Source organism: Burkholderia catarinensis, assembly GCF_001883705.2.
In the GTDB taxonomy this organism is placed as follows: domain Bacteria; phylum Pseudomonadota; class Gammaproteobacteria; order Burkholderiales; family Burkholderiaceae; genus Burkholderia; species Burkholderia catarinensis.
Window position 1 is genome coordinate 1 of sequence record NZ_MDEQ02000008.1, and the last position, 26,466, is coordinate 26,466.

22 protein-coding genes and 1 pseudogene are annotated in these 26,466 nt (G+C 66.0%); 12 read left to right on the top strand and 11 right to left on the bottom strand.

What is annotated here, in order from left to right; translation table 11 throughout:
* Positions 1–392: 392 nt before the first annotated feature.
* Positions 393–2,420 carry an RNA polymerase sigma factor RpoD gene (gene rpoD / locus BFF94_RS14435; protein WP_246637312.1) on the bottom strand — a complete coding sequence of 676 codons (2,028 nt, stop codon included), beginning with the start codon at positions 2,418–2,420 and terminating at the stop codon, positions 393–395.
* A gap of 562 nt (positions 2,421–2,982) precedes the next feature.
* Positions 2,983–3,447, bottom strand: coding sequence for a GNAT family N-acetyltransferase (locus BFF94_RS14440; protein ID WP_128843573.1), 465 nt, complete (start codon positions 3,445–3,447; stop codon positions 2,983–2,985).
* A gap of 150 nt (positions 3,448–3,597) precedes the next feature.
* Here BFF94_RS14440 and BFF94_RS14445 point away from each other — a divergent pair, with 150 nt between their 5' ends.
* The 8 genes and pseudogenes from BFF94_RS14445 (at position 3,598) to BFF94_RS14475 (ending at position 12,802) form a co-directional block, all read left to right on the top strand.
* On the top strand, positions 3,598–4,260 hold the full coding sequence (locus tag BFF94_RS14445) for a GntR family transcriptional regulator (protein WP_128843572.1): 663 nt from the start codon (positions 3,598–3,600) through the stop codon (positions 4,258–4,260).
* Complete coding sequence (locus BFF94_RS14450; RefSeq protein WP_164497741.1) at positions 4,244–5,482, top strand: dicarboxylate/amino acid:cation symporter; 1,239 nt, start codon at positions 4,244–4,246, stop codon at positions 5,480–5,482. Before BFF94_RS14445 ends, BFF94_RS14450 begins: the two co-directional genes overlap by 17 nt.
* 178 nt (positions 5,483–5,660) lie before the next feature.
* Positions 5,661–6,062 (top strand): hypothetical protein, encoded by a 402-nt coding sequence (locus BFF94_RS14455; protein WP_219139485.1) that lies wholly within the window; start codon positions 5,661–5,663, stop codon positions 6,060–6,062.
* Positions 6,063–6,312: 250 nt separating this feature from the next.
* Positions 6,313–6,417 (top strand): annotated as a pseudogene (locus tag BFF94_RS37870) (ABC transporter substrate-binding protein); the annotation flags it as partial.
* Positions 6,418–6,756: 339 nt separating this feature from the next.
* Entirely contained in the window at positions 6,757–8,652 is a 1,896-nt protein-coding gene (hflK, locus tag BFF94_RS14460; RefSeq protein WP_219139486.1) for a protease modulator HflK, read from the top strand.
* 93 nt (positions 8,653–8,745) lie between these two features.
* Positions 8,746–9,783 (top strand): protease modulator HflC, encoded by a 1,038-nt coding sequence (hflC, locus tag BFF94_RS14465; protein WP_128843570.1) that lies wholly within the window; start codon positions 8,746–8,748, stop codon positions 9,781–9,783.
* Positions 9,780–10,823 carry a protease modulator HflK gene (hflK, locus tag BFF94_RS14470; RefSeq protein ID WP_219139487.1) on the top strand — a complete coding sequence of 348 codons (1,044 nt, stop codon included), beginning with the start codon at positions 9,780–9,782 and terminating at the stop codon, positions 10,821–10,823. The genes hflC and hflK (BFF94_RS14470) overlap by 4 nt, the downstream gene beginning before the upstream one ends.
* Entirely contained in the window at positions 10,820–12,802 is a 1,983-nt protein-coding gene (locus BFF94_RS14475) for a heavy metal translocating P-type ATPase (protein ID WP_219139488.1), read from the top strand. Before hflK (BFF94_RS14470) ends, BFF94_RS14475 begins: the two co-directional genes overlap by 4 nt.
* Before the next feature lie 145 nt (positions 12,803–12,947).
* On the opposite strand, the gene BFF94_RS14480 is transcribed toward BFF94_RS14475, so the two are convergent.
* The 4 genes from BFF94_RS14480 to BFF94_RS14495 form a co-directional block, all read right to left on the bottom strand.
* Complete coding sequence (locus BFF94_RS14480) at positions 12,948–13,520, bottom strand: Hsp20/alpha crystallin family protein (RefSeq protein WP_128848922.1); 573 nt, start codon at positions 13,518–13,520, stop codon at positions 12,948–12,950.
* 53 nt (positions 13,521–13,573) lie between these two features.
* On the bottom strand, positions 13,574–13,774 hold the full coding sequence (locus BFF94_RS14485; RefSeq protein WP_246637313.1) for a hypothetical protein: 201 nt from the start codon (positions 13,772–13,774) through the stop codon (positions 13,574–13,576).
* A gap of 144 nt (positions 13,775–13,918) precedes the next feature.
* Positions 13,919–14,326: an Hsp20/alpha crystallin family protein gene (locus BFF94_RS14490; protein WP_128848919.1), complete on the bottom strand. Its 408-nt coding sequence runs from the start codon at positions 14,324–14,326 to the stop codon at positions 13,919–13,921.
* A gap of 15 nt (positions 14,327–14,341) precedes the next feature.
* Positions 14,342–14,782, bottom strand: a complete 441-nt coding sequence (locus BFF94_RS14495; RefSeq protein ID WP_128848916.1) for an Hsp20/alpha crystallin family protein — start codon at positions 14,780–14,782, stop codon at positions 14,342–14,344.
* A 249-nt stretch (positions 14,783–15,031) separates the two neighbouring features.
* Between BFF94_RS14495 and BFF94_RS14500 the strand changes: the two genes are divergently transcribed.
* Entirely contained in the window at positions 15,032–15,415 is a 384-nt protein-coding gene (locus tag BFF94_RS14500; RefSeq protein WP_128848913.1) for a hypothetical protein, read from the top strand.
* A gap of 234 nt (positions 15,416–15,649) precedes the next feature.
* Here the strand turns inward: BFF94_RS14500 and BFF94_RS14505 are convergent, their stop codons facing one another.
* Both BFF94_RS14505 and BFF94_RS14510 read right to left on the bottom strand, forming a co-directional pair.
* Complete coding sequence (locus BFF94_RS14505) at positions 15,650–15,859, bottom strand: hypothetical protein (protein WP_219139537.1); 210 nt, start codon at positions 15,857–15,859, stop codon at positions 15,650–15,652.
* A 32-nt stretch (positions 15,860–15,891) separates the two neighbouring features.
* A complete protein-coding gene (locus BFF94_RS14510; RefSeq protein WP_128848908.1) occupies positions 15,892–16,173 on the bottom strand; it encodes a DUF4148 domain-containing protein in 282 nt (93 codons plus the stop codon).
* Between the two features lie 270 nt (positions 16,174–16,443).
* Between BFF94_RS14510 and BFF94_RS14515 the strand changes: the two genes are divergently transcribed.
* From BFF94_RS14515 to BFF94_RS14525, 3 genes are read left to right on the top strand one after another with little or no spacing between them, the layout of a single operon-like run.
* Positions 16,444–19,674, top strand: coding sequence for an efflux RND transporter permease subunit (locus BFF94_RS14515; protein ID WP_128848905.1), 3,231 nt, complete (start codon positions 16,444–16,446; stop codon positions 19,672–19,674).
* Positions 19,675–19,723: 49 nt separating this feature from the next.
* The gene (locus tag BFF94_RS14520; protein ID WP_219139489.1) at positions 19,724–21,091 is read left to right on the top strand and encodes an efflux RND transporter periplasmic adaptor subunit; all 1,368 of its coding nucleotides are present in this window, start codon (positions 19,724–19,726) and stop codon (positions 21,089–21,091) included.
* A 31-nt stretch (positions 21,092–21,122) separates the two neighbouring features.
* Complete coding sequence (locus BFF94_RS14525) at positions 21,123–22,616, top strand: efflux transporter outer membrane subunit (RefSeq protein WP_219139490.1); 1,494 nt, start codon at positions 21,123–21,125, stop codon at positions 22,614–22,616.
* On the opposite strand, the gene BFF94_RS14530 is transcribed toward BFF94_RS14525, so the two are convergent.
* The 3 genes from BFF94_RS14530 to BFF94_RS14540 form a co-directional block, all read right to left on the bottom strand.
* Positions 22,597–24,078, bottom strand: coding sequence for a heavy metal sensor histidine kinase (locus BFF94_RS14530; RefSeq protein WP_128848902.1), 1,482 nt, complete (start codon positions 24,076–24,078; stop codon positions 22,597–22,599). The genes BFF94_RS14525 and BFF94_RS14530 overlap by 20 nt on opposite strands.
* Entirely contained in the window at positions 24,075–24,752 is a 678-nt protein-coding gene (locus BFF94_RS14535; RefSeq protein WP_128848899.1) for a heavy metal response regulator transcription factor, read from the bottom strand. Before BFF94_RS14535 ends, BFF94_RS14530 begins: the two co-directional genes overlap by 4 nt.
* 294 nt (positions 24,753–25,046) lie before the next feature.
* Positions 25,047–26,285 carry an SfnB family sulfur acquisition oxidoreductase gene (locus BFF94_RS14540; RefSeq protein WP_128848896.1) on the bottom strand — a complete coding sequence of 413 codons (1,239 nt, stop codon included), beginning with the start codon at positions 26,283–26,285 and terminating at the stop codon, positions 25,047–25,049.
* Positions 26,286–26,466: the final 181 nt, after the last annotated feature.

Genomic DNA, 26,466 nt, shown 5'->3' on the forward strand with positions numbered 1-26,466 from the left:
TCACGCAGGCCGACGTCGAGCATGTGATCGTGGATCTGGCGCAACGCCGGCAAACCGCAAAGCCACCAGAAAAACCTGGCCGTCGGTCTGCAAAAACTGGAGAAACAGACGTGAGCGCCCTGCCCGTTCAAGCGCCGACCTTCGACACTGCGTAACGGTTAAAGCGAGGAAACAGAAGTAGCAAAACCAACCTGAAAACCGGACATTTTTAAATAGCTGGAAGGTGGACATCTGAATCCGGGTATGACAAATCGGGGAAGCAGGCTGCCAGCATCAAGCCGCTGTAAGTTTTCCCCACAGCGATCACGCCCGGTCAGGACAACGATCAGGCCGACGCGTGATCGCTGCAAGTCTGGAGCCGGGCGTCGAAGGGATACCACGCCCGGCTTGCCTCAGCGCTCAAGAAAGGGCCTGAGCTTGTCCGCACGGCTGGGATGCATCAGCTTGCGCATCGCCTTGCTCTCAATCTGACGGATCCGCTCGCGAGTCACGTCGAACTGCTTGCCGACCTCTTCAAGCGTGTGATCGGAGTTTGTGTCGAGCCCGAATCGCATCCGCAGAACCTTGGCCTCGCGCGGCGACAACCCGCTGAGTGCCTCGTCGATCGCCGCGCGCATGTTCGCGTGAATCGCCGCCTCAACCGGTGAACTCGCCGAGACATCCTCGATCATGTCGCCGAGCGTTGCATCTGCGTCGTCACCCACCGGGGTTTCGAGCGAGACAGGTTGCTTGGCGATCTTGAGGATACTGAGCACTTTCTCCTCGGACATCTCCATGCGCTTTGCCAGCACCGCGGGATGCGCTTCCTGCCCTGTCTGTTGCAAGATTTCGCGCGATATCCGGTTCAGCTTGTTGATCGTCTCGATCATGTGAACCGGCACGCGAATGGTCCGAGCCTGATCGGCGAGCGCACGCGTGACAGCCTGCCGGACCCACCAAGTCGCGTAGGTCGAGAACTTCCAGCCGCGCCGGTATTCGAACTTGTCCACGGCCTTCATCAGGCCGATATTGCCCTCCTGGATCAAATCCAGGAACTGCATGCCGCGGTTCACGTATTTCTTGGCGATTGAAATAACAAGACGAAGGTTCGCCTCGATCATCTCGCGCTTGGCCTGCCGCATTTTCAGTTCCGCGGCACTCATCTGGCGGTTGATCTGCTTGAGCTGCTGGAGCGGCAACGACACCCGGGACTCGATGTCGACGAGTTTCTGCTGCGCCGCCTGAATCGCCGGCTGATGTCGCTCGAGCGCCGCGCCAAACTGCTGCGAAGTCGCCGCCGTGCGGTTCGTCCATTCGAGGTCGGTCTCGTGGCCCGGGAACGACTCGACAAACGCGTCGCGCGGCATGCCGCAACGGTCGACAGCAATCGCCAGGATGCTGCGCTCGATTGCGCGAACCTCAGTCACTTGCCCATGCACAATGGCGCACAGGCGGTCGATGGTCTTGGCGGTAAAGCGGATCGGCGCGAGTTCACGCTGGATCGCCGTGCGCACTTGCGCAGCGGCTGCGGAACGGGCATCGCCAGTGACAGGTACATCCGGCAACTGCTCGAACAGTGCACGCACGCGCGCGAAAATCATAAGACTGTCGTTCGTGAGTTCTTCGAGGCGTGCGGCGTTCACCTTCTCCGAATCCCCGGCGTCCGTTTCGACGTCGTCTTCGTCCGAATCATCGGCGGCGGCGAGTGGTTCCTCATTCTCCTCTTGGGACTCCGGCATCATTTCGCTTTCATCTGCGTCGACACTGATGCCATCGACCAGTTCGTCGATGCGGAGTTCGCCGGCAAAAATGCGGTCGACATCGGCAAGAATCGTGGACACGATCGACGGGCACGCGGCAATCGCTTGAATCATGTCCTGCAGACCATCTTCGATCCGTTTCGCGACCTCGATTTCACCGGCGCGGGTCAGCAGTTCGCTGGCCCCCATCTCACGCATGTACATCCGAACCGGATCCGTGGTGCGGCCGAATTCGGAATCGACGGTCGATAACGCGGCTTCCGCCTCCTCGTCCGCCTGATCGTCGGATGCTACGGCCGGCGCAGCGTCGGTTATCAGGAGCGCTTCGGCGTCCGGCGCTTGTTCGTACACGGCCACGCCCATGTCGCTAAACGTGCTGACGATGGTGTCCATCGCCGCCGTTTGGGTAAAGTTGTCGGGCAGGTGATCGTTGATGTCCGCGTGGGTGAGATAGCCGCGCTCGCGACCGAGCGCGATCAACGCGCGCATCTGGCGCTGGCGCTCCTCATTCTGGCGTGCCAGTGACGCGATGTCCGTCGGCGTCAGGGCCTGGGCCTTTCCCTTTGACGCGCGGCGGCCGGCTTTTGCCGTGGCTGTGATTTCAGGGGATGTGGAATCGTTCCGATCAGGAATTGCCAATACATGCTCCTCGACAGATGAGCCGACGATCGTCGCGAGCATGACGCCAGAATGGGTTGCCTGCCGGGATGCGGACGGAATCGTGATACGCACAGATAGTCGAGGCCGGGACGCCTCGCTCAAAATCCGGTATGCGCAGCTTGTGGGGGGCGCGAATGATACCGGAATATATTGTGCGGCGCAACACGGGACCCTTGGATTTCCATACCCTTTACCGGTGTAGCCCGCGCTCGCTGCGACAAAGGGGGGAGCAGTCGCCTCCTCTGTCCCTGCCAGTGAATGCGTGCTGTCGACCCACAACGGTCCCTCAATGTTCCCCGAAGGAGACGTTGGAGATCGGCACGTGGTCGAAGCGCAAGTCAGGCTTACCTGGATCGGGGTAAGGTCACTTTGAGGCTAGGAAATCGCGCTTTTCCAAATTTTGGTTCGGAAAAACTCCAGGTAGCGACTTTTGCTTCCGCTACTTGTCCCCGACATCAGAGTCAGCATTTTTCCGTACACTTTGGACTGGCCCTCAGACTTGAACTTGCTTGGCGGAGAACAGCACGATTCCTTTCCATCTATCGCCCCCCGATTGCGATCGAACGTCAGTAGCAGACTAAAATCAGCACTCGATCTCGCGCTGCATTAGATAGAATCTCATGTCGTCGCGACCATGCATTGAAATCGGTATCGGATCGCGATTAAAGCCGAGCATTTCGTAGAATGGGTATGCTGATTCGCGCGCCGTGCACCAGAGCAGAATTCCACGCTGTTCGCGGACATAGCGAATGGACAGATTGACCAGAAGGCGTCCGAATCCTAGACCTCGTACCGATGGATGGACGGCCATGCCGCGAAGGCGCCAGGCTTCAGAGTTCGAAACGCCGGATTGTCCTTCTTTACACACGGACGCCACAGCAACAATACTCTCGTTATCACGAACGGCAAAGTGCATTGTCGTTGGGGCGAGGTCTCCGGGTAGAGCGCTCCCCTCCTCATCTCCTGCCATCAAGATGGCGGCCCTGAGGGGATAGGTTTCTTCCGCACGGACGGCACAGATGGTAAAGCGCACATCTTGTGAAGTCATATAATTTTCAGCTCTCTTCGTAACGCAGATTTTCTTCCGGTTCTCTTTCGGCATACCCACTCGCAAAATTAACAGTTGCCGGGCGTTACCATTAAGGGTAATTTCCTATCCGCCGCTTCTTTTCTAATCATACGCTGACTGCGATCACAGATGACGTCGAAAGTCTCGACAGATGCAGAGCTTGCCTACGACGAGATCCGATCGAGGATCTTTGACGGCCGCCTTGCGCCTGGGCAGAAAGTATCCCACCGAGGCCTGTCGGACGAACTTGGCTTCGGCCAAATGCCGGTGCGCAGCGCATTGCATTTGCTTGAGTCTGAAGGGCTGGTCGTCGTGATCGAAAAGAGTGGGACCTATGTCGCATCGCCGACTACGAGCGATCTCCGCGAAATTTTTGAAATGCGGCTGGCCCTCGAGAGTACAGCAGCGTTTCTTGCAGCCAGGTCGGGAGTAACGGCGGGCCTTCGCGAGGCGGCAGAGAAAATGCAGGAGCTGATTGACCGAGACGTCGCAGACATTATGCTCGAGCAACGTGTCGGTTGGGTGTTTCATCAAGCGTTGTTTGCCGCCGCAAGAAACGCGCGAATATCATCGGCGTATGGTTTATTGCGGGCCCAAACCTTGGCCCTGAACGAACTCCCGCGTGGCGACGCTGAAACCGTTCGGCGCGGCACGATCGAGCACCTGCACATCTTTCACGCAATCGAAGCGAACAACGGCGAGCTTGCGCGTCAGCATATGTGGAATCACATCGTTGACGGTACTCCCGCACGAATAAAACTGCTAAAGGCGCGGTATGAACACGAAAAATAAGAGACCTTCCCTCCCGATGCAAATGCTTGGCGGACTTGTCCTGGGCGTCGCTTGCGGCGTGTTTGCTCCGGGCTTTGCCGCGAAGCTGGGCTTTCTAAGCGCGATGTTCGGCCACGCGATCAAGATGGTCGTCATGCCGTTGATCTTCCTGTCGGTCACGGTCGGTGTCTTTCGTGCGGGCCGACTTCGCGAGCGGCTTGGAAAGGTCGCACTGTCCAGTATCGGCTTCTTCGTTTTGATGACTGGCCTGGCTGCATCGCTCGGCCTGCTGCTCAACTTTGTATTTCGACCGGGTCTCGGTGCGAGCGTGATTCACTCTGGATCGATGCCCACAGCTCTCGCGTCCAGCATCGACTGGACGAAATTTCTCGTTGATTTGATCCCCGCAAACATCGTCGCTGCGCTCTCTGCAGGGAATTCTCTCCCCGTGCTCGTTTTCGGCGTAATTTTCGGCGCAGCATTGGCGGCTGCCCCGGAGCGTGCCGAGCCGGCGATTGCCGTTTTCGAGGCGCTGCTGTCGGGACTGTTCAAGATGACCCAGTGGGTGATCGCATGGTCGCCGCTCGCGATCTTCGCCGCGCTCGCGCAGCTGTTGTCGGCTAAGGGCTTTGCCGGCGTGCACTCGCTTATCGAGCTTCTGGGCGTGGCATATCTCGGCATGGCGGTTCTGGCGGTTGTACTCACCACCGTCATTCGCGTCGCCGGCCAGTCGCCTCTCGCCGTTCTCAGGAAGGTGAAGGAACCACTGATCCTTGGTTTCACGACGCGTTCGTCTGAAATTACATACCCATTGCACCTGAAGAAGTTGGTTGAATTGGGCGTTCCCTACGGCGTGGCGTCCACGATTTTGCCTCTGGCATATATTTTCAATCGCGACGGCGCAGTCCTCTACACGGCCCTTGCGGTCGGCTACCTGGCCGACGCATATCACCTTGTCTGGTCTTGGCCGCTGGTGATTACGATTTTGATTTTGACGATCATCACCATCGACGGAGCAGCCAATGTGCCCTCCGGGGCGATCGTAGCCATCACCATCGTTCTGACGTCGATCGGGTTGCCGGCCGATGCGGTGCTGCTGCTTTTGGGCGTTGACGCCTTTTTCGACATGGGGAGAACCGCCCTCAACGTCTACGGGAGCACGGCGGCAGCTGCTGTTGCGGTGAGACTTTCCGGTTCGGACAGTATCGCCGCAGAACCCGTGACTCGTCAGGCCAGCGTGTAGGTGCTTCGCAAGCTATGGGCGCAGGGCGTTTCAAGTTTCAATGTTGCGCCCGCCCATTGCAAGGCTGGGGTACTTCCACTCGAGCATCCAGGAACGGCGAGGAGAACAGGATTGGATGAGCGAGCGTTTTTATTAAGTTTCAGTTAGTAAAGCGACGTATTTTTTCGAGAGAAACATTATGGTTGGTTCAGAATCCGCAGCTTTTTTTATGCTGCGCTTAGGCACGCCGCATCCGACGTGGACGTTCACTGATGACAGCAACATGATTGGCATTGGCGATTGCGACGGGGTGATGAGTGCCATGTTCGAGCTGGATCGCGACCAAGTCGCACGGATTAGAGGATTGAGCCAATCGGTGGAGAGAATCAGATGTACTTGCGACCGCGCTGGCCAGGAGCTGCACTTTTATCTCCATGGCAAACAGGTGTCTCAAGGCATGTGGGCCGGTGTCGCGTCGGCCGATCCTGACTATCTTCCGACTGACGCGATGATCGCGACATGGGAAGTACCGAAGCCCGACGATGCCTTCAAGTTTCCGAGCGTGAGTGCACACCTGGTCGCATCCGTTAGCCTGGCCTAAACTGCGATCACAGATTGTTTCGAGCGCTCGAGCCGGAAAAGCCCCGATTTTCGGGACCGATCGTTTGACATGCCCGTCTGTCTGCACGCGCACGCCGTTCAGTGCCCGTGGTTCTGGCACACATCACCCTCGGATCGCCAGGACCATTTTTGCTGGCCAAGTCATCGGCCAGCCTTTTTATTCATCGAGCCGATTGCAACGGTTGGCTTTCTTCACCCTCGATGTTTCATGCCTTCGCATCACCACCATTGAGGCATTGCGGGCACTTGTCGACGAAGCGAAGGCATCGGGGTTCGTCGCCCAGGCAAACGCACGGCACAAGATCATCGGAGCGACGGTTGCGCCCGCGGCATAGTCGAGGACAGGCACGTACCCGACGCTACCCGACGCTAAGCCAATAGACGCTTGTCGTCTCTCCCCGACCATTTTGTCGTCGCTTCGAGACGGTCCGGAAAACCAGAGTGGATACGGCCCCTATAGAGAGTCATGCGGTCGGTGAGGCCGTGGTGTTCGACCGTTGTGTCGGGTAGGCTTGTTGCCCGCGATGCCGTTAATGGCCGATCGACAAGAATGTTTTGCTCATTGTCCCAATCGCGTTGGCCGCCTTGAGTTTCATCCTCCGCCGCGCTACATTGCCGCTCGCAGAATTCCGCGCAGGAACCTGCGCCCTGTAACGCGTACGTAAGGAACCCCGATGGGGCAACAGGCGGAAGGCAACGACGACATTCCCGACAGTCCGGCCGGCCGCGACGCGCTCGCGCCGGCCGCATGGGCCGCCGCGCTGCTGGTCGCTTCGCTCGGCACGCTGAGCGCCGTTGACATCCTGCCGGTCGATCTGCGCTGGTGTGCCCCGCTTGCCAGCGCATGGTGCAACGTGCTCGTCGTCGCCATTGGTGCGCTGCTCGCCGACCGCGCACGCCGGCATCCGCCGCAAGGATCGGCCGCCACGCTGCTCGCCGACTGGCTAGGCAGCGCGTTCCGCCGCAAGCAGGAACCGGAGCACGACGGCCACCCGTGGCCGGCGATCGCCGCCGCGATCGACTGGCGGCCGTGGGCCGTCACCGCTGGCGGCGTGCTCTCCGTCGTGCTTGCCGCGCTCGCGTGGCTGCCGCCGTCGCCCGCCACGCTGATTCGCGCGATGGCGGCGTCCGAACCCACGCTCGCGGCCGGCGCGGCCAGCATCGTCCTCGCCTTTCTCACGCTCGTCGCCGAACGCCATCATGCGGCGGCCGCAAGCGGCTCGACGGTTTCCGCGTCGCTCATGCGGATGCTGCGCGTGGCGCTCGTCACCGCGCTCGCGGGCGCGCTGGCCGCCGCGTGGTTCGCGTTCCGGCACCGCTCGGCAGACGGGCTCGTGCATGCCGCCGCGCTGCTCAACGCAGCCGTGGCCGCCGAACTGGCCCTGCGCGGCGTGCTGTCGTGGTTTGCGGTGCCGCGTGGCGCCGTCGTGCCGACCAGCGCGATCGCCGGCCTGTTGAGCCGGCGCCCGTCGCCGTTCGCGTCGCTGGGCGCCGAGCTGCGTCATCGTTACGGCATCGACCTGCGGCAAAGCTGGGGCTGGCGCAGCTTCGTGCGGCTGCTGCCCGGCGCGCTCGGCGCCACCGTTGCCTGCGCGTGGCTGCTCACCGCCGTCGTCGTGCTGAACCCGGAGCAGCGCGCGGTCTATGAACGTTTCGGCGCGCCGGTCGCGGTCTGGCAGCCGGGCCTGCACGTCGGCCTGCCCTGGCCGTTCGGGCGCGCGCGCATCGTCGACAACGGCGCCGTGCACCAGGTCGCGATCGCGGGCAGCGCGAACGACGACAGAGCCGGCACGCCTGCCGTGCTCGCCGACGGCCCCACGCCCGAACGCCTCGACCGCCTCTGGGATGCGCCGCATCCGTGGGACACCACCCAGGTGATCGCCGGCGCGAACGGCGACCGCCAGAACTTCCAGATCGTCAACGCCGACGTGCGGGTCGACTACCGTCTCGGTCCGACCGATGCCGATGCCCGTGCGGCGCTCTATCGCACGATCGACCCGGAAAGCACGGTGCGGGTGAGCGCCAATCGCGAACTGGTCCACTACCTCGCGTCGCATACGCTCGAATCGCTGCTCGAGACGAATCAGGCCGCGATGGCCGACCAGCTGAAGCGCGCGATCCAGCAGCAGCTCGACCGGCTGCAGAGCGGCGTCGACGTGATCGCGGTCGTGATCGAGAGCGTGCACCCGCCGACCGGCGCGGCGGCCGCCTTTCACGATGTGCAGGCCGCGCAGATCCGCGCGCAGGGCAGCGTCGCGCAGGCGCGCGGGTTCGCGGCCGGCCTGCTCGGCAACGCGCAGCAGCAGGCGCTCGTCCGGGTCGCGCAAGCCGAAGCGCAGGCGGGCGATACGCTGTCGTCGGCACGCGTGCAGCGGATCGATTTCGACGCCGATCTGGTCGCGTACCGGCTCGGCGGCCCCGCGTTTCCGTTCGAGTATTACCTCGATCGGCTGCAACGCGGCCTGCGCAACGCGCGCATGACGATCATCGACGACCGGCTGGCCGACGGCACGCGGGCGACCGTCGATCTTCGCAACACTCCCGCCGGCGATCTGGCCGGCATCCATTGACATGTCGCGGCGATTTCCGCGCGGGCGGCGCAACACGGCGGCAGGCCGTGCCGCTGCCCCGCACGCGGGCGACGCCGCATCCGGGGCGACATCGTGAGTCTGTTTCATTCGCACGCGCATGATCATGCGCACCACGGCCATGGCCACGACCACCACGCGCATCGCGGCGCACCGCAGCCGCCCGGCGCGTTCCGCCTGCGCGTCGCCGTCGCGCTGCTGTGCGTGCTCGTCGCGCTCGCGGTCGCGAGCTTCGTGCAGGTGCGGGCCGGCGAGGCATCGGTGATCACGCGCTTCGGGCGCCCCGTGCGCGTGCTGCTCGAACCCGGGCTGGCGTGGCGCCTGCCTGCGCCGATCGATGCGGTGACGCCTGTCGACCTGCGCCTGCACACCACATCGAGCGGCTTGCAGGACGTCGGCACTCGCGACGGACTGCGCATCATCGTCGAGGCCTACGTCGCGTGGCGCGTGCCGGCCGATGCGCGCGACATCGGCCGTTTCATGCGTGCGGTCGGCAACGAGCCGGACGAAGCGGCGCGCCAGATCCGCTCGCTGGTCGGGTCCGCGCTGCAGACGACCTCCGCCGGGTATGACCTCGCGTCGCTCGTGAACACCGATCCGGCCCAGGTGAAGATCGGCGAATTCGAGGACACGCTGCGCCGGCAGATCGACGCGCAGCTCTATGCGGCCTATGGCGTGCGCGTCGCCCAGGTCGGGCTCGAACGGCTCACGCTGCCGGCCGTCACGCTCGCCGCGACGGTCGACCGGATGAGCGCGGAACGCGAGACCGTGGCGGCGCAGCGTACCGCGGACGGCAATCGCGAGGCCGCGCAGATCCGTTCGGACGCCGAGCGCGACGCCCGCATCACGCTGGCCGATGCGAACGTGAAAGCGGCCGGCATCGAAGCGCAATCGCGCAAGGACGCGGCCGATATCTACGGCAAGAGCTATGCGGGCAGCCCGCATCTGTACACGATGCTGCGTTCGCTCGACACGCTGAACGCAGTGGTCGGCACCAATACGAACCTGATCCTGCGCACCGATGCCGCGCCGTTCCGCGTGCTCGTGCAGGGCCCGGCCGACGCGTCGGGACAGGCCGCGCCGGCGCCCAAGACGCACAAGGCCGCACGATGAGCGGCCCGTCCGCACCGCCGCTCGGGCCCGGCGCCCAGGCCGTGCGCCTGTCGTTCTGGTTCGTCGCCGCGCTCGCGGTGCTCGCCGCGTGCGCGTGGGCCGGCTCGAACATCCGGCGGATTCCGGCGGACAGCCGCGCGGTCGTGATGCGCTTCGGCGCGCTCGTACGCACCCAGGACGCCGGGCTCGTGATCGCGTGGCCGCGGCCGTTCGAGTCGGTCCTGCTCGTGCCGGGTGCCGCGCGCGTGCTCGAGCAGCGGATCCGCTCGCTCGACCGCAATCCGCGGGCGCTTGCGCCGTCCGCGGCGGGCGTCGCGCGACTGCCCGACGCGCTCGCCGGCTCCGGCTACGTGCTGACGGGCGACGGCGGCGCCGTCGCGTTGAGCGCGCTCCTCTATTACCGGGTCAGCGATCCGTACGCGTATGTGCTGCAGCAGGACCGTCTCGACGCGGCGCTGGAACGGATCGTGTCCGCATCGGCCGTCGAGGTCGCGGCGACCCGCGATCTCGACGCAATCCTGGTCGCGCGGCCCGAGCAACTGGCCGCCGACCGGCAGATGGCCGCGCGTCGCGAGCGGTTGCGCGGCGATCTCGCCGACGCGATCGCGCGGCACCTGCGCGCGCTCGACGCAGCGCACGTGGGGCTCGGCGTCGAAGTCGCGCGCGTCGACGTGCAGCCCGCGTTTCCCGGCGCGGCGGCCGATGCGTTCAACTCGGTGCTGACGTCGCTGCAGCTCGCCGAGCGGACCATCGCCGAAGCACGCACGGCCGCCGAACAGCGGCGGCAGGACGCGCAGCAGGACGCGGACCGGATTGTCCAGGACGCGCAGGCACGCGCGGCCGAACGCGTCGCGACCGCGCAGACCAATACGCTGGAAATCCGGCAGCTCGACGCGACGCTGCGCGAGAACGGCGATCCGGGCCTGCTGGCGCGGTTGTATCGCGATCGCGTGCAGCGCGTGCTGTCGAAAGCCGGACGCGTGACGACGATCGATCCGCGCGATACTTCGAACCTGATCCTGCCCGGAAACGCCCGATGAATTCGCTCGCCGAACCGGCCACAACGCCGGACCCCGCTCCCGCCGCCACGACGGTGTACGCGCTGTCCACCGACGAACGCCGCACGATCACGCGGCAGATCGCGCTGGCGTTGCTCGCGGGCGGCTTGCTCGTGCTGTCGTTCGCGTGGCGCATGCTGTCGTCCGGCAGCGACACGCTCGCTCAGATGCTGGCCGCACTCGCATCGCTGATCGTCGCGGGGCCCGTCTTTGCGAGCGCGTGGCACAGCCTGCGCGCGCCGAGCCTGCACGGCGTGACCGATCGCCTGATCGCGCTCGCGATGCTGGCCGCCTGGGCGATCGGCGACATGACGACGGCCGCGCTGCTGCCGATCGTGATGACGTTCGGGCACGCGCTCGAAGAGCGCAGCGTGCTCGGCTCGCAGGAAGCGATCCGCGCGCTTGGCCGGCTGACGGCCGGCCGCGTGCGCCGCATCGGCGCGGACGGCAGCGTGGCCGAAGTCGCGTATGACGCGCTCCGCACGGGCGACCGCATCGAAGTGGTGGCCGGCGCGCGGATTCCGGTCGACGGCATCGTGGTGTCGGGTACGTCGAGCGTCGACAACGGGCCGATCACCGGCGAATCCGTGCCGCTCGACGTCGACGAAGGCAGCACCGTTTACGGCGGCGCACTGAACCTCGACGGCGTGCTGCGCATCGAGGTCACCCACACCGGCCAGGATTCGACGCTCGGCAAGATCATCGCGCTGATGCAGCACGCGGAACAGGCGAAACCGCCCGTGACGCAGGTGCTCGAGCGACACATGGGCGCCTATCTCGCGCTCGTGCTGCTGATTGCGGCGATCGTCTGGTTCACGTCCGCGAACGCGTCGGCGATGCTCGCGGTCATCGTGGCCGCATGCCCGTGCGCGCTGGTGCTCGCCGCGCCGTCCACGGCGATCGCCGGGATCGCGGTCGGCGCGCGGCACGGTATCCTGTTTCGCAATGCCGCGTTCCTCGACAAGATCGCCGAGGTCGACGCACTCGTGATCGACAAGACGGGCACGCTCACCCGCGGCGAATTGCAGGTCCGGCAGGTGTGGCTGCAGCCCGGCGTCGACGGGGCGCAGGCGCGCGCGCTGGCTGCGCGGCTCGGCGAAAGCAGCGCGCACCCGGCGAGCCGCGCGCTCGTCCGCGACGCCGCCGCGTCCGGCCTCACCGGCGCCGCCGTCGCGCCGTTCGAGCGCACGCGGGAATTGCGCGGGCTCGGCGTCGTCGCCGACACGCCGGACGGCACAGCCGTACTCGGCCGGCCCGCGCTGCTCGCCGACCATGCCGGTGACTTGCCGTCACCTCCGAAAGGATTCGATGGGCCGCTCGTCGGCCTCGTGCTCGACGGGCGGCTGCTCGCGTGGTTCGGTTTCGCCGACACGCTGCGGCCCGACGCGCACGCAGCGCTCGCCGAGCTGCGTGCGCTGGGCCTCGCGCGGCAGACGCTGCTGACGGGCGACCGCGAGGCGGTCGCCCGCAAGGTCGCGGCCGAGACCGGCATCGAGACGGTGGTCGCGCAAGCGCTGCCGCACGACAAGCTCGACTATGTGATGCGCGAGATCGGCGCCGGCCTGCATCCGCTCGTCGTTGGCGACGGGCTGAACGACGTGCTGGCGATCAAGGCCGGCTCGACCAGCATCGCGATGGGCGAGCGCGGCGTCGATATTGCGATCGCATCGGCCGACGTCGTGCTGCTGGGCGACGACCTGCGGCGGATTCCGACCTGCATCCGCCTCGGCCGGCACTGCCGGCGCACGGCAACCGCCAATGCGGCGATCGGGCTCGCGTGGACGCTCGCGGTGATCGCGCTGGCCGCGACCGGCGTGCTCGGCGCGGTGTGGGCCGCGATCCTGCACAACGTCGGCACGTTCATCGTGATTGCCAACGCCGGGCGGCTGCTACGGATCGACGAGACCCCGAGTTCGGCGCTCGCTCCTTCACCTGTGTCCAGTACCAGTCAAGCCATTTAGCGGTCGCGACATCTACTCAGTCTTCAAGAAGTCGGGCGTCCGTGTTTCGTGGTCGAACAACGCGAACCAGGCATCCTTTTGGGAACGCTACACGGTTCGTCGATAACGCATCCGAAAACCGAAACCGATCGGCGCGCAGGTCATATCAGCCGATCTCGATCGTGCGACTCGTGGATTTGGCCGGCTCGGATTTCGGCACGGTCAGCGTGAGGACACCGTTGTCAAACTTGGCCAACGTGTGAGCGGGGTCGGCGTTTTCCGGCATCGGGATCGTGCGCACGAAGCTTCCATGGGCGCGCTCCAGCCGGTAGCAGCCGTTTTCCTCGCTGCGCATGTCCTGCTTTTTCTCTCCGCGCAGCACGATTGCCCCGTCCTCGACGCTCACATTCAGATCCTCGCGCTCCATGCCGGGCAGTTCGGCGGTCACGCGCAGTATCGGCCCTTCATCGACGACGTCGATGCGCGGCTGGAAGCGCGACGAACTGAAGTCGCCAAACCATCGTTCGAGCGCGCCACGGCCAGCAAACGGGTCGTGAAAGAACTCCTCCATGGCACGCCATGGTTCGCGTGAGAACAGTCGCGGAATGTCAGGCCACGAGGCCCGCCACGGGTCGCTTGCCGGCGTGCTTTCCGGGCTTTCCGGGTCTTCCGCATCGGACTTGCGGGCAGCTCCGCGAAGGAACTTGAAGGGGTTCCACTTTTTCGGATCAGTATTCATCGCGTCCTCCGATTCATCTTCAATCTGCTTTGGGCGTGGCGGCGACGAGCCCATCAGGTCGCGAGCGCGCCCTGAGCTTCGACTGCTCCAGGCACGCCGCGATCGATCGGTTTCACCGCGTACTCGAGCGCGTCGCGCTGCCCTTCGGCCGCGCGCGTCCAGCGTTCGCCTAGGCGCGGCAGAGGCCAGTCGGCCCACACCTCACCGCTGCGTTCGATCCGCGCAATAGCGATGTAGCCGTCCGGTGCAAACACGCGTGCCACGATCCGCCGCACGGGGATCGTGCGGATGTGGATCGCGTGCCCTTTTTCACGGCTCCTGCGTCCTATCAGGCATCGAGGCTCCCTGCTCCCGTTCCGCGGTGACGCCCTGGTTGCCACCCTGCCCCCGCTGGCGCGTCAGCTGGTCCTGATTTCGATGCGCCGTGGGCGCGCCTCGTCGCGGCGTGGGATTGTCAGCTTCAGCACCCCGTCCTGGAGGCTCGCCTCGATCTTCGACGTATCGAAATCCGGTGACAGCGTGAACGTCCTGGCGAAGTGCGGTTCGCGGACCTCGGCATGCTGCAGCCGCAGATTTGCCGGCGTCGGCACCACTGCCTCGGCCTCGATCGACAGGCTGCTGTCGTGAACCTTGACGTCCAGCTTGTCCTTCGTCGCGCCGGGCAAATCGGCCCACAGCGTGACGCCCTGACTGTCCTCGTAAATGTCGACGGCCGGGACGAGGGTGATCCGGCGCGTGGCCTGTTCAGTGTCGCGACGCGCTACGGCGGATGGGTCGCGTTCAGCCAGTTGGGTCGTGTCGGTCATGATCGGCTCCTCGGGTTACTGGACAGCGACGGCGCGCGGCTTGGACGACTCGCGCTTGCCGACACTGATCGACAGGCAGCCATTTTCGTAGCGTGCCTGAACCTTGTCGGGATCAGCGGTATCGGGCAATTCGATGACGCGCCGGAAGGTGCCGGCAAAGCGTTCCTGCGCATAGGTGCGCGTCTCGCTTCCAGCGTCGGGTTGGGTCGATTTGCGTTCGCCGCTGATGGTCAGCAGGCCCTTGTCGATCGATACGTCGAGTTCGGCGGCGTTGATGCCCGGAGCGAAGGCGACGATCTCGATCGACTGGTCAGTCGCGCCGATGTTGATCTGAGGAAACGCGCCGAACCGGCCGGCGCGGATGCTGGACGGGAAACCGCCGAAGCGTTGCGCCATCTGCTGCTGCAGGCGGTCGAACTCGCCGAAGAGGTCGGTTCCGAAGTAAAGATCGCTCACGATCGTATCCTCCTTGAGTGCAGCCGGAAGGCGAACGGGCCTACGCGCTCCAGTTCGCCTGCCGGACTGCCGGCAAACAAATCGAAACACGCAGCGCGCGGATTGAAGCGACCCGCGCGTCTGCCTGAGCGATATTCAAGATAGGAATTCCGTGGAAAATTTCAAGAGCCGGCAGCGGTTTTTGCCCTTGAAATTTTTGCGCCGGCTCCTATCATGGCGGCGAATCGAGACTGCGTTACGGAGGCCCCCATGGAATTCGACACGGACTGGCTCACGCTTGGCAGGCATCGTATCCGGCTGCGCTCGACGAAGGGCTTTCCGACCGAGACGATGCGCACCGTGGCGGAGGTCGTCCGGCTCGCGATCGACAACAACATGAGCGCGCGGGCGCGGCTGGTCGAGGTCGTCTGCCGGCAGGAAAAGACCTACGACGTGCTGGTCGGCACGACGATGGCGGAGGACAAGATTTGTGCGCCGCAACTTGAAGCCGCGGTTGCGGTCGTGCTGGGCCTGTTGCCTGACCGGATCAACATTACGGTCACCCCCGTCACTCAAAAGGAGGTCGATCTCCACTTTGGCGTGTACGAGCGAATGCTGTCGGAGAAGCTGGGGACGGCACCGCCGATCAGTTGATCGACCGGTCCGGCGCCGCGCCGTGCGGCCGGCGCCGGTTCGAGCGTCCTGCCATGCCGGCGCTCATGCATGACAGGCGGCAGGCGGCAAAGAAAACGGCGCACGCTTTCCGGGTATTGCGGGCGAACCGACCGCCTTCACGATCGCACGGTTGCATGCATTCCAGGCACGCACCCGCCAGTCGAGACCGAAACCGGGCAGTATGACGGCGGTCGCCGCAGCGCTCAACGAGACTCAGCTCCGGCAAGTCGCCGCCTTCCCGTCGGTCTCGCCCCTTCGATGCGAAACGACGACGCCAGCTTGCGGCCGCGCACCGCCGGTCACTCGCGTCGGATTCAGCTCACTCAGCACGCTGGCACGGCCGCCGTCGTCGCTCGGCAATTCCGGCTGCCCGCGCGCAAAGGCCGGCATGGCCGTCGCCGCGAGCAGCGCGGCGACCACCATCCGGGAACGGAGCCTTGTCACGTTCCCCGGCTTCATTGTGCGCTCGCGGTCGATACGGTCGTTGCCGCAGTGGCCATGGCGGTGCGCTGTTCACCGTGCGCGATCGCGTAGAGCTCGCGGTTGCGTGCGACCGTCGCCGCGCTCGGCGGATAGTCGGAGTTCGAAGTAGGCACGACGCCGTCGCGTTGTGCCTGGACGAGATCGGCGATCACCTCGGCGCGGGTCACGCCGGACGACGAAGTTTGTGCGAAAGCGGCCACCGGCGTTCCGACGACGACGGCGAGCAGTGCGGCTGCGATCAGTTTGCGATTCATGATGAAACTCCCGAGAACGGTTCAATGAAGACGCATCGTCGATGCGCCGCCGGCGTGACCGCAATCGCGATTCGCCGCCTGACACGTCCATTCTGGCGATCGCCCCGCACCGGACGCTGACCGGCAGATGACAATCTTGAAATCCAACACCCGCGCACGGATAACAGTTTCGTAATCTTCGAGTCAGCATCGGGTCAACGCCGCGCCAGCAGACTGCAGGCTCACCGCATCGAATGCGGCACCCATGCCCCTGCTTCGAGGAACAACATCATGTGGATCGTCCGGCTGGCGTTGCGCAGGCCCTATACGTTCGTCGTACTCGCGCTGCTGATTTTCATCGCGGGACCGCTCGCGATCCTGCGCATGCCGACCGACATCTTCCCTAACATCGACATTCCGGTCGTCAGCATCGTCTGGTCATACAACGGCTTCTCCGCCGAGGACATGGCCAAGCGCATCACGTCGAACTACGAGCGCGCGCTGACGTCCGACGTCGACGACATCGAGCACATCGAATCGCAGTCGCTGAACGGGGTGTCGGTCGTGAAGATCTTCTTTCACCCCGGTGCCGACATCAATCGCGCGATCGCGGAAGCCGCGAGCAATTCCGCGTCGATCCTGCGGATCCTGCCGCCCGGCACGCTGCCGCCGAACATCATCACGTACAACGCGTCGACGGTGCCGATCCTGCAACTCGGCCTGTCGAGCAACACGCTTGCCGAGCAGCAACTGTACGACCTCGGCAACAGCTTCATCCGTACCCAGCTCGCGACCGTGCAGGGCGCGGCGGTGCCGCTGCCGTTCGGCGGCAAGATCCGCCAGATCGTCGTCGATCTCGACACGCACGCGCTGCAGGCGAAGGGGCTCGCGCCCATCGACGTGGTGAACGCGATCAACGCGCAGAACCTGATCCTGCCGGGCGGCACCGCGAAGATCGGCACGCGCGAGTACAACGTGCAGATGAACGGCAGCACGCAGACGGTCGCCGCGCTCAACAACCTGCCGGTCAAGACGATCGACGGCAGCGTCGTCTATGTGCGCGACGTCGCGCACGTTCGCGACGGCTACGCGCCGCAGACCAACATCGTGCGTGTCGACGGCAAGCGCGCGGCGCTGCTGACCGTCGAGAAGACCGGCAGCGCGTCGACACTGACGATCATCGACCAGGTCAAGGCGATGCTGCCGAAGATCGCGGCCGGCTTGCCGAAGGCGCTGCATATCTCCGCGCTCGGCGATCAGTCGGTGTTCGTGAAAGCGGCGGTCCAGGGCGTCGTGCGCGAAGCGCTGATCGCGGCGTGCCTGACCGCGCTGATGATCCTGCTGTTTCTCGGCAGCTGGCGCGCGACGTTGATCATCGCGGTATCGATTCCGCTTGCGGTGCTCACGTCGCTGCTCGCGCTGGGCGCACTCGGCCAGACCATCAACATCATGACGCTCGGCGGGCTGGCGCTCGCGGTCGGGATACTCGTCGACGACGCGACCGTCGCGATCGAGAACATCACGCATCATCTGGAACGCGGCGCGCCACTGGAAGAGGCCATCCTGACCGGCGCGGGTGAAATAGCCGTGCCGACCTTCGTGTCGACGCTGTCGATCTGCATCGTGTTCGTGCCGATGTTCATGCTCACGGGCGTCGCGCGCTACCTGTTCGTGCCGTTGGCCGAAGCGGTGATCTTCGCGATGGTCGCGTCGTATTTCTTCTCGCGCACGCTGGTGCCGACGCTCGCGATGGTCCTGATGCGCGCGAAGGGACACGGCCGGCCGCCGCGTGGCGTGTTCGCGCGCATCGCACGGTTCCAGGCCGGGTTCGAACGTCGCTTCGAGGCGGTCCGGCTGCGCTATCGCGCGCTGCTGTCGGCGGCGATCGCACGCCGCCGCCGCTTCGCGGCCGCGTTCCTGCTCGCGTGCGCCGCATCGACCGGCCTGTTCGCGTTCGCCGGCCAGGATTTCTTTCCGTCGGTCGACACGGGCGAGATCCGCCTGCATCTGCGTGCGCCGACCGGCACGCGGATCGAGGAAACCGCGCGCCTCACCGACGAAGTGGAAGCGCGCATCCGTACCGTGATTCCGGCGAACCAACTGGCGGGTGTGCTCGACAACATCGGCGTGCCGGCGAGCGGGATCAACCTCACGTACGACGCGTCCGACCCGATCGGCACCGAAGATGCGGACGTGTTCATCACGCTGAAGCCGAACCACGCGCCGACGGCAGCCTATGTCGCGACGCTGCGCAACCTGCTCGCGCAGTCGTTCCCGGGCGTCACGTTCGCGTTCCTGCCGGCCGACATCGTCAGCCAGATTCTCAATTTCGGGCTGCCCGCGCCGATCGACATCCAGATCGTCGGCAACAAGCTGGACCAGAACCGCGCGGTGGCGAATACGCTGCTTGCCAGGCTGCGCGGCGTGCGCGGCCTCGTCGATACGCGCATCCAGCAGCCCGGCGACGAACCGGCGATCAACGTCGACGTGGACCGCACGAAGGCGATTCAGGCCGGCCTCGAACAGCGCGACGTCGCGCAGAACCTGCTGATCGCGCTGTCGGGCAGTTCGCAGACGACGCCGAACTTCTGGCTCGATCCGCGCAACGGCGTCAGCTATCCGTTGATCGTGCAGGCACCGCAGTATTCCGTCGATTCGCTGCAGGCGCTTGCGAACATACCGCTGCCGACGGGTGCCGCACGCACGCCGCAGACGCCCGTCGGCGGCCCGGCCGCGGGCGCGCCCGCACAGAACCTGCTCGGCGCATTGGGCGCGTTCTCGCGCGCGACGCAGCAGGCCGTGGTGTCGCATTACAACGTGCAGCCCGTGCTCGACATCTTCGCGTCGGTGCAGGGGCGCGACCTCGGCGGCGTCACGACCGACGTGACGAAGCTCGTCGACGATGCGCGCGCGCAACTGCCGCCCGGTTCGTCGATCGTGCTGCGCGGCCAGGTGCAGGCGATGCACGAATCGTTTGCCGGGCTGCTCGGCGGGCTCGCGCTCGCGATCGGGCTCGTCTACCTGCTGATGGTCGTCAACTTCCAGTCGTGGCTCGACCCGCTCGTGATCGTCGGCGGCCTGCCCGCGTCGCTCGCCGGCATCGCATGGATGCTGTTCGTCACGCGCACCACGCTGTCGGTACCCGCGCTGACCGGCACGATCCTGTGCATCGGCATCGCGACCGCGAACAGCATTCTGGTCGTCAACGCGGCGCGCGAGCTGATCGCGGGCGGCACGCCACCGTGGCAGGCCGCGCTCGAGGCCGGATTCAGCCGCTTCCGTCCGGTCGTGATGACCGCGCTCGCGATGCTGATCGGCATGCTGCCGATGGCGCTCGGCCTCGGCGACGGCGGCGAACAGAACGCCCCGCTTGGCCGTGCCGTGATCGGCGGCCTGGCGTTCGGCACGCTGTCGACACTGCTGTTCGTACCTGTGCTGTTCGGCTTCATCCACGCGTGGCTCGACCGACGCAGCGAAGCGGCCGCCGCCCGCCGCGCGCAGGACATGCCGGTGGTGCGCTGAACGCGAGCGCATCCCGATTCCCTTCGACTCGCCCGACATCGAACTCATCATGAACGACACGACCGAACCTCTCACCCCGCCGCCGGCTGCCGAACCGGAAACGATGCCGCCTGCCGCGCGCGGCGCAGCGCCAGAAACGCCGCCGCCGCCGCGCGGCCGCAAGCTGGCCGTCCCGCTTGCCGCGATTGCCGTCGCCGCCGCGCTGCTCGCGATCGGCATCGTGCCGCGCATCGACGCGCGCGCCGCGCAGCGCCATCAGGTGGCTGCGCAGCAGGCGCTGCCGGTGACCGTGATCCAGCCCGGCGCCGCACCGGCCGACCAGACGCTCACGCTGCCGGGTGCCGTGACGCCGTATGCGGAAGCGTCGATCTACGCGCGCACGAGCGGCTACATCGCACACTGGAGCGCGGACATCGGCACGCATGTGAAGGCCGGGCAAACGCTCGCGCAGATCACGGCGCCCGACCTCGACGCGCAACTGCGCCAGGCGCGCGCGGACGCGGCGACCGCGCAAGCGAACTACGACTATGCGAAATCGACCGCGCAGCGCTGGCAGGACATGCTGACGACGCAATCGGTGTCGCAGCAGGACACCGACACGAAGGTTGCCGACATGAACGCAAAGCGCGCGATGCTCTCATCCGCGCAGGCCAATACCGCCCATCTGAACGAGCTCGTGTCGTTCGAATCGGTGAGCGCGCCGTTCGACGGCGTGATTACCGCGCGCAACGTCGACGTCGGCACGCTCGTAACGGCGGGCGGCACCCCGGGCAGCCCCGGGCTGTCGGGCGAACTGTTCCATCTGGAGCAGACCGACACGCTGCGCGTGTTCGTCGACGTGCCGCAGGACAGCGCGGCCGGCATCTCCACCGGCACGGCCGTCTACCTGACCACGCAACAGTATCCGGGGCGGCGCTTCGCCGCGCACGTCGCCCGCAGCGCGGGCGCGATCGACCCGGTCACGCGCACGCTGCGTGTCGAGATCGACGTCGACAATCGCGATGGCGCGTTGCTGCCGGGCGCGTATGCGCAGGCACACCTGCTCGTGGCGAGCGCGGCGCCCGCGTTCGAGCTGCCGGTCAGTGCGCTGCTGTTTCGCTCGAATGGCGTGACGGTCGCAACGGTCGGCGCGAACGCACGCACCGTGCTGAAGACCGTGCAGATCGGGCGCGATTTCGGCACGCATGTCGAGATCGTCGCGGGGCTCGCGTCGACCGATCGCGTGATCGACAACCCGGGCGATTCGATCGCAAGCGGCGAAGCGGTGAAGGTCATGTCGGTCGAGCACGGCGCAATGCCGGCCGCTTCGCCCGCAGCGAAACCAGGTTCGGCAACCGGTGCGCCGGCGGCGCCACGCGCGGCAACGTCGATGCCGGCCTCGATGCCGATTTCGACTTCACCGAACGCCCGCAGCTGACCCGACCATGAAAACCCGCGAGATATCCGTCATGCGCCTCTTTCGTCCGCTCCCGTTCGCCCGCCGCGTCGTCGCGCTCGGCGTTACCGCCGCGTTGGCCGCCTGCTCGACGCTGCCGCCCTATTCGCCGCCAACTGTCGCCGTGCCCGCGCACTATGCCGGTGCACCGGCCGCGCAACCGGGCTGGAATGTCGCGGCGCCCGCCGATGCCGCGTCCCGCGGCGCATGGTGGACCGTGTTCAACGACGCCGGCCTGAACGCGCTCGAAGCGCGCGTCGACGTGTCGAATCAGACCGTGAAGAAAGCCGTCGCCGATCTCCAGCAAGCGCGCGCGACGGTCGACTACCAGCATGCGGGGTTCCTTCCGACCATCACGGCGGGTGTTGCGCAAAGCCGTTCACGCATATCGCAGAACAAGCTTGGTTCGTCACTCGCCGGTAAGACGACACCCGACCATCAAGTCGGCGTGGCTGCAAGCTGGGAACCCGACGTGTTCGGCCGCGTGCGTGACGCGGTCGCAGGTGCGCAGGCGAACGCGGACGCGAGCGCGGCCGATCTGCAGGCCGTCAAACTGGCGGTCACGGCCGAACTCGCGACCGACTATTTCGCGCTGCGCTCGCTCGATACGCAAAAGCAACTGCTCGACGACACGGTGCACGCGTATGCGGAGGCACTGAAACTGCTGCAACAACAGCTCGCGGCCGGCGCGATCGACGCGTCGGCCGTCGCGCAAGCCGAGACGCAACTGGAATCGACCCGCACGCAGGATACCGACATCGACGCGTCGCGCGCGCAGCGCCAGCATGCGATCGCGACGCTCGTCGGCGAAAGCGCGTCGACGTTCGCCTTGCCGCCGCGCGTTCAAGCGTTCGACGTGCCGGCCATCCCGGCCGGCGTGCCGTCTCAACTGCTCGAGCGACGGCCGGACATCGCGGCGGCCGAGCGCCGCGTCGCGGCCGCGAACGCGCAGATCGGCGAGGCGCACGCCGCGTTCTTCCCCGACCTCGTGCTGTCGGCGAGCGCGGGGCTCGAAAGCGGCTTCTTCACACCGTGGCTGAGCGCGCCGAGCCTGTTCTGGTCGCTCGGCCCGCAACTCGTCGGCACGCTGTTCGACGGCGGCCGGCGCAGCGCGACGCTGCGCGGCGCGCATGCGCAATACGATGGCGAGGTCGCCGACTATCGGCAGACCGTGTTGGTCGCCTTCCAGCAAGTCGAGGATCAACTGTCCGCGCTCGATGCGCTCGCGTCGGAAGCCACCAGCCAGCAGCGTGCGACCGACGCGGCCGACCTGTCGCTGCGGCTGACGACGAATCGCTTCAAAGCCGGCGCCGTCAGCTATCTGGACGTGGTGACCGCGCAGACGATCGCGCTGACGAACCGGCGCCAGGCCGACCAGATCGCCGCGCGCCGGATGGAAGCTGAAGTCGGGTTGTTGAAGGCGCTGGGCGGCGGCTGGCACGCGGGTGCGGATATCACCGCTTCCGCCGCCGCGTCAGGCACGGCGATCAAGGCGCAGGGTTCCTGACGAACGTGAGGATGAAGCGCGTGCCCGCCGCGTCGCTTTCGACGCGCGCGGTGCCGCCGTGCAGCTCCATCACCGAGCGGACGATCGCGAGGCCGAGCCCGGCCGTGCCGCCCGGCACGCCGCCGCTGCGCGCGGGGTCGCCGCGCACGAATCGGTCGAAGATGCGCGGCAGCAGCGCGGGATCGATCGGCTCGCCCGGATTCTCGACGACGACGCGTACCGCGTCCGCCGTTTCGGCCGCGTTCAGCGCGATGACGCCGCCCGCGGGCGTATAGCGCAGCGCATTCGCGAGCAGGTTGCCGACCGCGCGGCGGAACAGTTCGACATCGGCAGTCAGCTGGCCGTGCCCTTCGACGCGCAGCGCCGAACCCGCTTCATCGGCGAGCCCTTCGAAGTACTCGGCGATGCGCGTGAGCTCGTCATGCACGTCAAACGCGCGCTGCCGCGTCACGAAGGTCGGGTGTTCGGCGCGCGCGAGAAACAGCACGTTCTCGATCATCCGTGCGAGACGGTCGTATTCCTCGAGATTCGATTCGAGCAGCGCCTGGTATTCGTCGGGCGAACGCGGCCGCGCAAGCGCCACCTCGGTCGCGCCGCGCATGTTGTTCAGCGGCGTGCGCAGGTCGTGCGCGAGATCGGCGCTGAATTGCGACAGATGCCCGAACGCTTGCTGCAGGCGGCCGAGCATCGCATTCTGCGCATCGACGAGCGCGCGCAGTTCGCGCGGCGCGCGCGCCGCGTCGAGCCGCGCGTCGAGCTTGTCGACGGTGATCCGGCCGGTGTTCGCGACGATCTCGCGCAGCGGTGCGAGCGCCGTGCGGATCAGCCAGTAGCTGAGCAGCATCGCGCACAGCGCGCCCAGCCCGCCGGCAATCTTCAGCTTGTCGCGATAGCCGTCGAGCAGCTCGGCGCGATCGCTCATGTCGCGCGCGATCGCGATCCGGACCAGCGTGCCGTCGCGCAGCATGGCGTCGGCGACGACGCCGCGCACGGGCGTGCCGCCGTCGGCGCTCCATGTCGAGATCCGGTCAGCCGTAATTCGTTCGGCCGCCGGCACCGGCGTCGCGTGCTGCGGAATCAGCTCGGCGTCGGGCAACGCAGGCGGCACGGGCGACGCCGTGCCCGATGCCGCCGTCGGCAGATCCTCGCGCTCGTTCCGCCCGACGTCGTGCCGTGCGAGCACATGGCCCCGACCGTCGACCACGGCCATCGACAGTGCCGCGTTGCCGAGCACCTGGCTCGTCAGCCGGTCCGCATGCGCGCGCACGGCGTCGAGCGAATCGAGTTCGCCCGCAAGCCGGCGCGTGTGTCGCGCGGCAAGCACGATGTCCAGATCGTCCTGCGAGCTCACCTGCCGCTCGAGGCCGGTGTACACGTAGGTGCCGACGAGCGCGAAGACGGCGAGCAGGGTCGCGCCGAACGCGAGCGCGAGCGTCGCGCCGAGCGATCGACCGAGCGTCATGCACCGTCCTTCGGTTCGAGCACGTAGCCCACGCCGCGCACCGTATGGATCAGCTTGACCGGAAACGCATCGTCGATCTTCGCGCGCAACCGCCGGATCGCGACTTCGACGACGTTGGTGTCGCTGTCGAAGTTCATGTCCCACACGTACGACGCGATCTGCGTGCGGCTCAGCACTTCGCCTTGCCGGCGCGCGAGCAGCTGCAGCAACGAGAATTCGCGCGGCGTCAGGTCGATCCGCAACGTGCCGCGCTTCACGCGGCGGCGCACGACGTCGATCTCCAGGTCGCCGACCACGATGCGCTCGGTCTCTCGCGGCGGCCCGCGGCGAGCAAGCGTGCGAATGCGCGCGAGGAGTTCGACGAACGCGAACGGCTTCACGAGGTAATCGTCGGCGCCGAGTTCGAGACCGTGCACGCGGTCCTGCACGTCGTCGCGCGCGGTCAGGAACAGCACGGGCGTGGTATGCGTGTCGCGCAGGCGCTTGAGCACGCCCCAACCGTCGAGCACGGGCAGCATCACGTCGAGCACGATCACGTCGTAGTGCTCTTCCTGCGCGAGCATCAGCCCTTCCGCGCCGTCCTTCGCGAGATCGACGCTGAAGCCGGATTCCTCGAGCCCTTTCTTCAGGTACGCGCCCGTCTTCGGTTCGTCTTCGACTATCAGGATGCGCATGTGCGGCTCCGTCGCTTTCGGTGGGGACAAGCGGCGATGTTACCGGGAAACGGCGGAGCGAAGCGCTTCGACGGCTGGCGATACGGTTTGATTACGAAATTGTAATCAGCCGGTCAGTGTCGTGACTGCCGCGGCAACCAGAATCCCTCAGGAAGAAAAACAGGTGTGGCCGAAATCCGTGTGGCTCCGGTCTCCTCCTGCCAGCAAAGCCTTGTCCCAGCTGGATCACGACACTCACACTGTTCCTTCGGAGCGCTCCCGGTGTCCGGCTAGCGCGGCTGCGCAGCGAGCGGCTCAATTCCACGCATGGCGCGCCGGACGCACGCCGTTCAGGTAGTAGTTGCCGACCAGGTGATATTTCCAGCGCACCGGATCGTGCAGCGTATGCGTGCGCGCGTTGCGCCAATGCCGGTCGAGGTTATGCTCGGCGAGCGTCGACTGCGTGCCGGCCAGCTCGAACAGCTTCTCGCCCGCGAGCAGCGCGACCTCGGTCGTCAGCACCTTGGCTTCGCCGACCGCAACGGACGCACGCGCAACGTCGTCTTCGGTCACTTCGCCGCGTGCCGCGATGGCGTCGAGCGTGCGCGCCGCGCGTTCGAGCAACGCGTCGGCCGCATGCAGCTGGATATGCAGGCGGCCGATCTCGCGAATCGTCAGCGGATCGTCCGCCGCCCGCTCGACGCCGCTGTCGACCCACGGCCGCGTGCGGGTACGCACGAACGCCAGCGTATCGTCGATGGCCGCCTTCGCGATGCCGGCGTCGATCGCCGCCTGGATGATTTGCGACAGCGGGCCGTTCAGCGTCGGCACATCCGACACGCGCTGCGCGGGCAGCACGTGCGACGTCGGTACGCGTACCGCATCGAGCACGACCGTACCGCTCGCGGTCGTCCGCTGCCCGAAGCCCGACCAGTCGTCGATCACGGTCAGCCCCGGCGTCGGTTGCGGCACGTACGCGAGCCACGCCTGGCGCGCGTCGTCGAGGCCGAGCACCGGCACGTAATGCGCGAACAGCGCACCGGTCGAGTAGAACTTCGTGCCGTCGACGACATAATCGTCGCCGTCGCGGCGCACGCGCGTCTTCAGGTCGAGCACGTGCTTCGTGCCCTTCTCCGAGAACCCGTTGCCGAATCGCTTGCCGCTCAGCACTTCGGCAAAGAAATGACGTTTCTGCGCATCGGTGCCGGTCAGCGCGATCACGTCGACCAGCCCGAAATGATTCTGCGGAAGCTGCCCGAGCGACGGATCGGCCGCGGCAACGATCTTGATCACCTCGGTGAGCGTCACATGAGACACGCCTGCGCCGCCGTATGCCTTCGGCACCGTGATCGCCCACAGCCCCGACTGCGAGAACCATTCGATTTCGTCGCGCGGCAGGCGGCGCGACCGATCGCGCTCGGCCGCGCCTTCCGCGAGCCGCTGTGCGAGCGCGTGCGCAGCCGCGATCGCCTGCGCGTCGTCGGCAATCACGCGGGCCGTATGGTGTGTTGCATCGGCCGGCCGCTCCTGAATCGTGGCGCTCGTGTCTGACATCGGGCTCTCCTGTCGAATGACGAAAGCATTCAATCTAGCAGTGCATCGCGGGCCGGAAAAACGAGCGATTCTCGAAACGATATTCCTCTGGGTAACAAACGACATCGGGATTGGCACAGTCACCGGCGAGTCCACGCCCTGACGTCGCAACGGATGCCGGAGCGTCGGCGCGCGCCGTCCG

Excerpts from the sequence above, each read along its gene's own strand:
- BFF94_RS14520 (WP_219139489.1), top strand. The coding sequence starts at position 19,724 with ATGAACGACACGACCGAACCTCTCACCCCGCCGCCGGCTGCCGAACCG.
- rpoD (WP_246637312.1), bottom strand. The coding sequence starts at position 2,420 with ATGCTCGCGACGATCGTCGGCTCATCTGTCGAGGAGCATGTATTGGCA.
- BFF94_RS14440 (WP_128843573.1), bottom strand. The coding sequence starts at position 3,447 with ATGACTTCACAAGATGTGCGCTTTACCATCTGTGCCGTCCGTGCGGAA.
- BFF94_RS14530 (WP_128848902.1), bottom strand. The coding sequence starts at position 24,078 with ATGACGCTCGGTCGATCGCTCGGCGCGACGCTCGCGCTCGCGTTCGGC.
- BFF94_RS14445 (WP_128843572.1), top strand. The coding sequence starts at position 3,598 with ATGACGTCGAAAGTCTCGACAGATGCAGAGCTTGCCTACGACGAGATC.
- BFF94_RS14540 (WP_128848896.1), bottom strand. The coding sequence starts at position 26,285 with ATGTCAGACACGAGCGCCACGATTCAGGAGCGGCCGGCCGATGCAACA.
- BFF94_RS14525 (WP_219139490.1), top strand. The coding sequence starts at position 21,123 with ATGCGCCTCTTTCGTCCGCTCCCGTTCGCCCGCCGCGTCGTCGCGCTC.
- BFF94_RS14510 (WP_128848908.1), bottom strand. The coding sequence starts at position 16,173 with ATGAATCGCAAACTGATCGCAGCCGCACTGCTCGCCGTCGTCGTCGGA.
- BFF94_RS14455 (WP_219139485.1), top strand. The coding sequence starts at position 5,661 with ATGGTTGGTTCAGAATCCGCAGCTTTTTTTATGCTGCGCTTAGGCACG.
- hflK (WP_219139487.1), top strand. The coding sequence starts at position 9,780 with ATGAGCGGCCCGTCCGCACCGCCGCTCGGGCCCGGCGCCCAGGCCGTG.
- BFF94_RS14515 (WP_128848905.1), top strand. The coding sequence starts at position 16,444 with ATGTGGATCGTCCGGCTGGCGTTGCGCAGGCCCTATACGTTCGTCGTA.
- BFF94_RS14450 (WP_164497741.1), top strand. The coding sequence starts at position 4,244 with ATGAACACGAAAAATAAGAGACCTTCCCTCCCGATGCAAATGCTTGGC.
- hflK (WP_219139486.1), top strand. The coding sequence starts at position 6,757 with ATGGGGCAACAGGCGGAAGGCAACGACGACATTCCCGACAGTCCGGCC.
- BFF94_RS14505 (WP_219139537.1), bottom strand. The coding sequence starts at position 15,859 with ATGGTGGTCGCCGCGCTGCTCGCGGCGACGGCCATGCCGGCCTTTGCG.
- BFF94_RS14535 (WP_128848899.1), bottom strand. The coding sequence starts at position 24,752 with ATGCGCATCCTGATAGTCGAAGACGAACCGAAGACGGGCGCGTACCTG.
- BFF94_RS14490 (WP_128848919.1), bottom strand. The coding sequence starts at position 14,326 with ATGACCGACACGACCCAACTGGCTGAACGCGACCCATCCGCCGTAGCG.
- BFF94_RS14480 (WP_128848922.1), bottom strand. The coding sequence starts at position 13,520 with ATGAATACTGATCCGAAAAAGTGGAACCCCTTCAAGTTCCTTCGCGGA.
- BFF94_RS14475 (WP_219139488.1), top strand. The coding sequence starts at position 10,820 with ATGAATTCGCTCGCCGAACCGGCCACAACGCCGGACCCCGCTCCCGCC.
- BFF94_RS14500 (WP_128848913.1), top strand. The coding sequence starts at position 15,032 with ATGGAATTCGACACGGACTGGCTCACGCTTGGCAGGCATCGTATCCGG.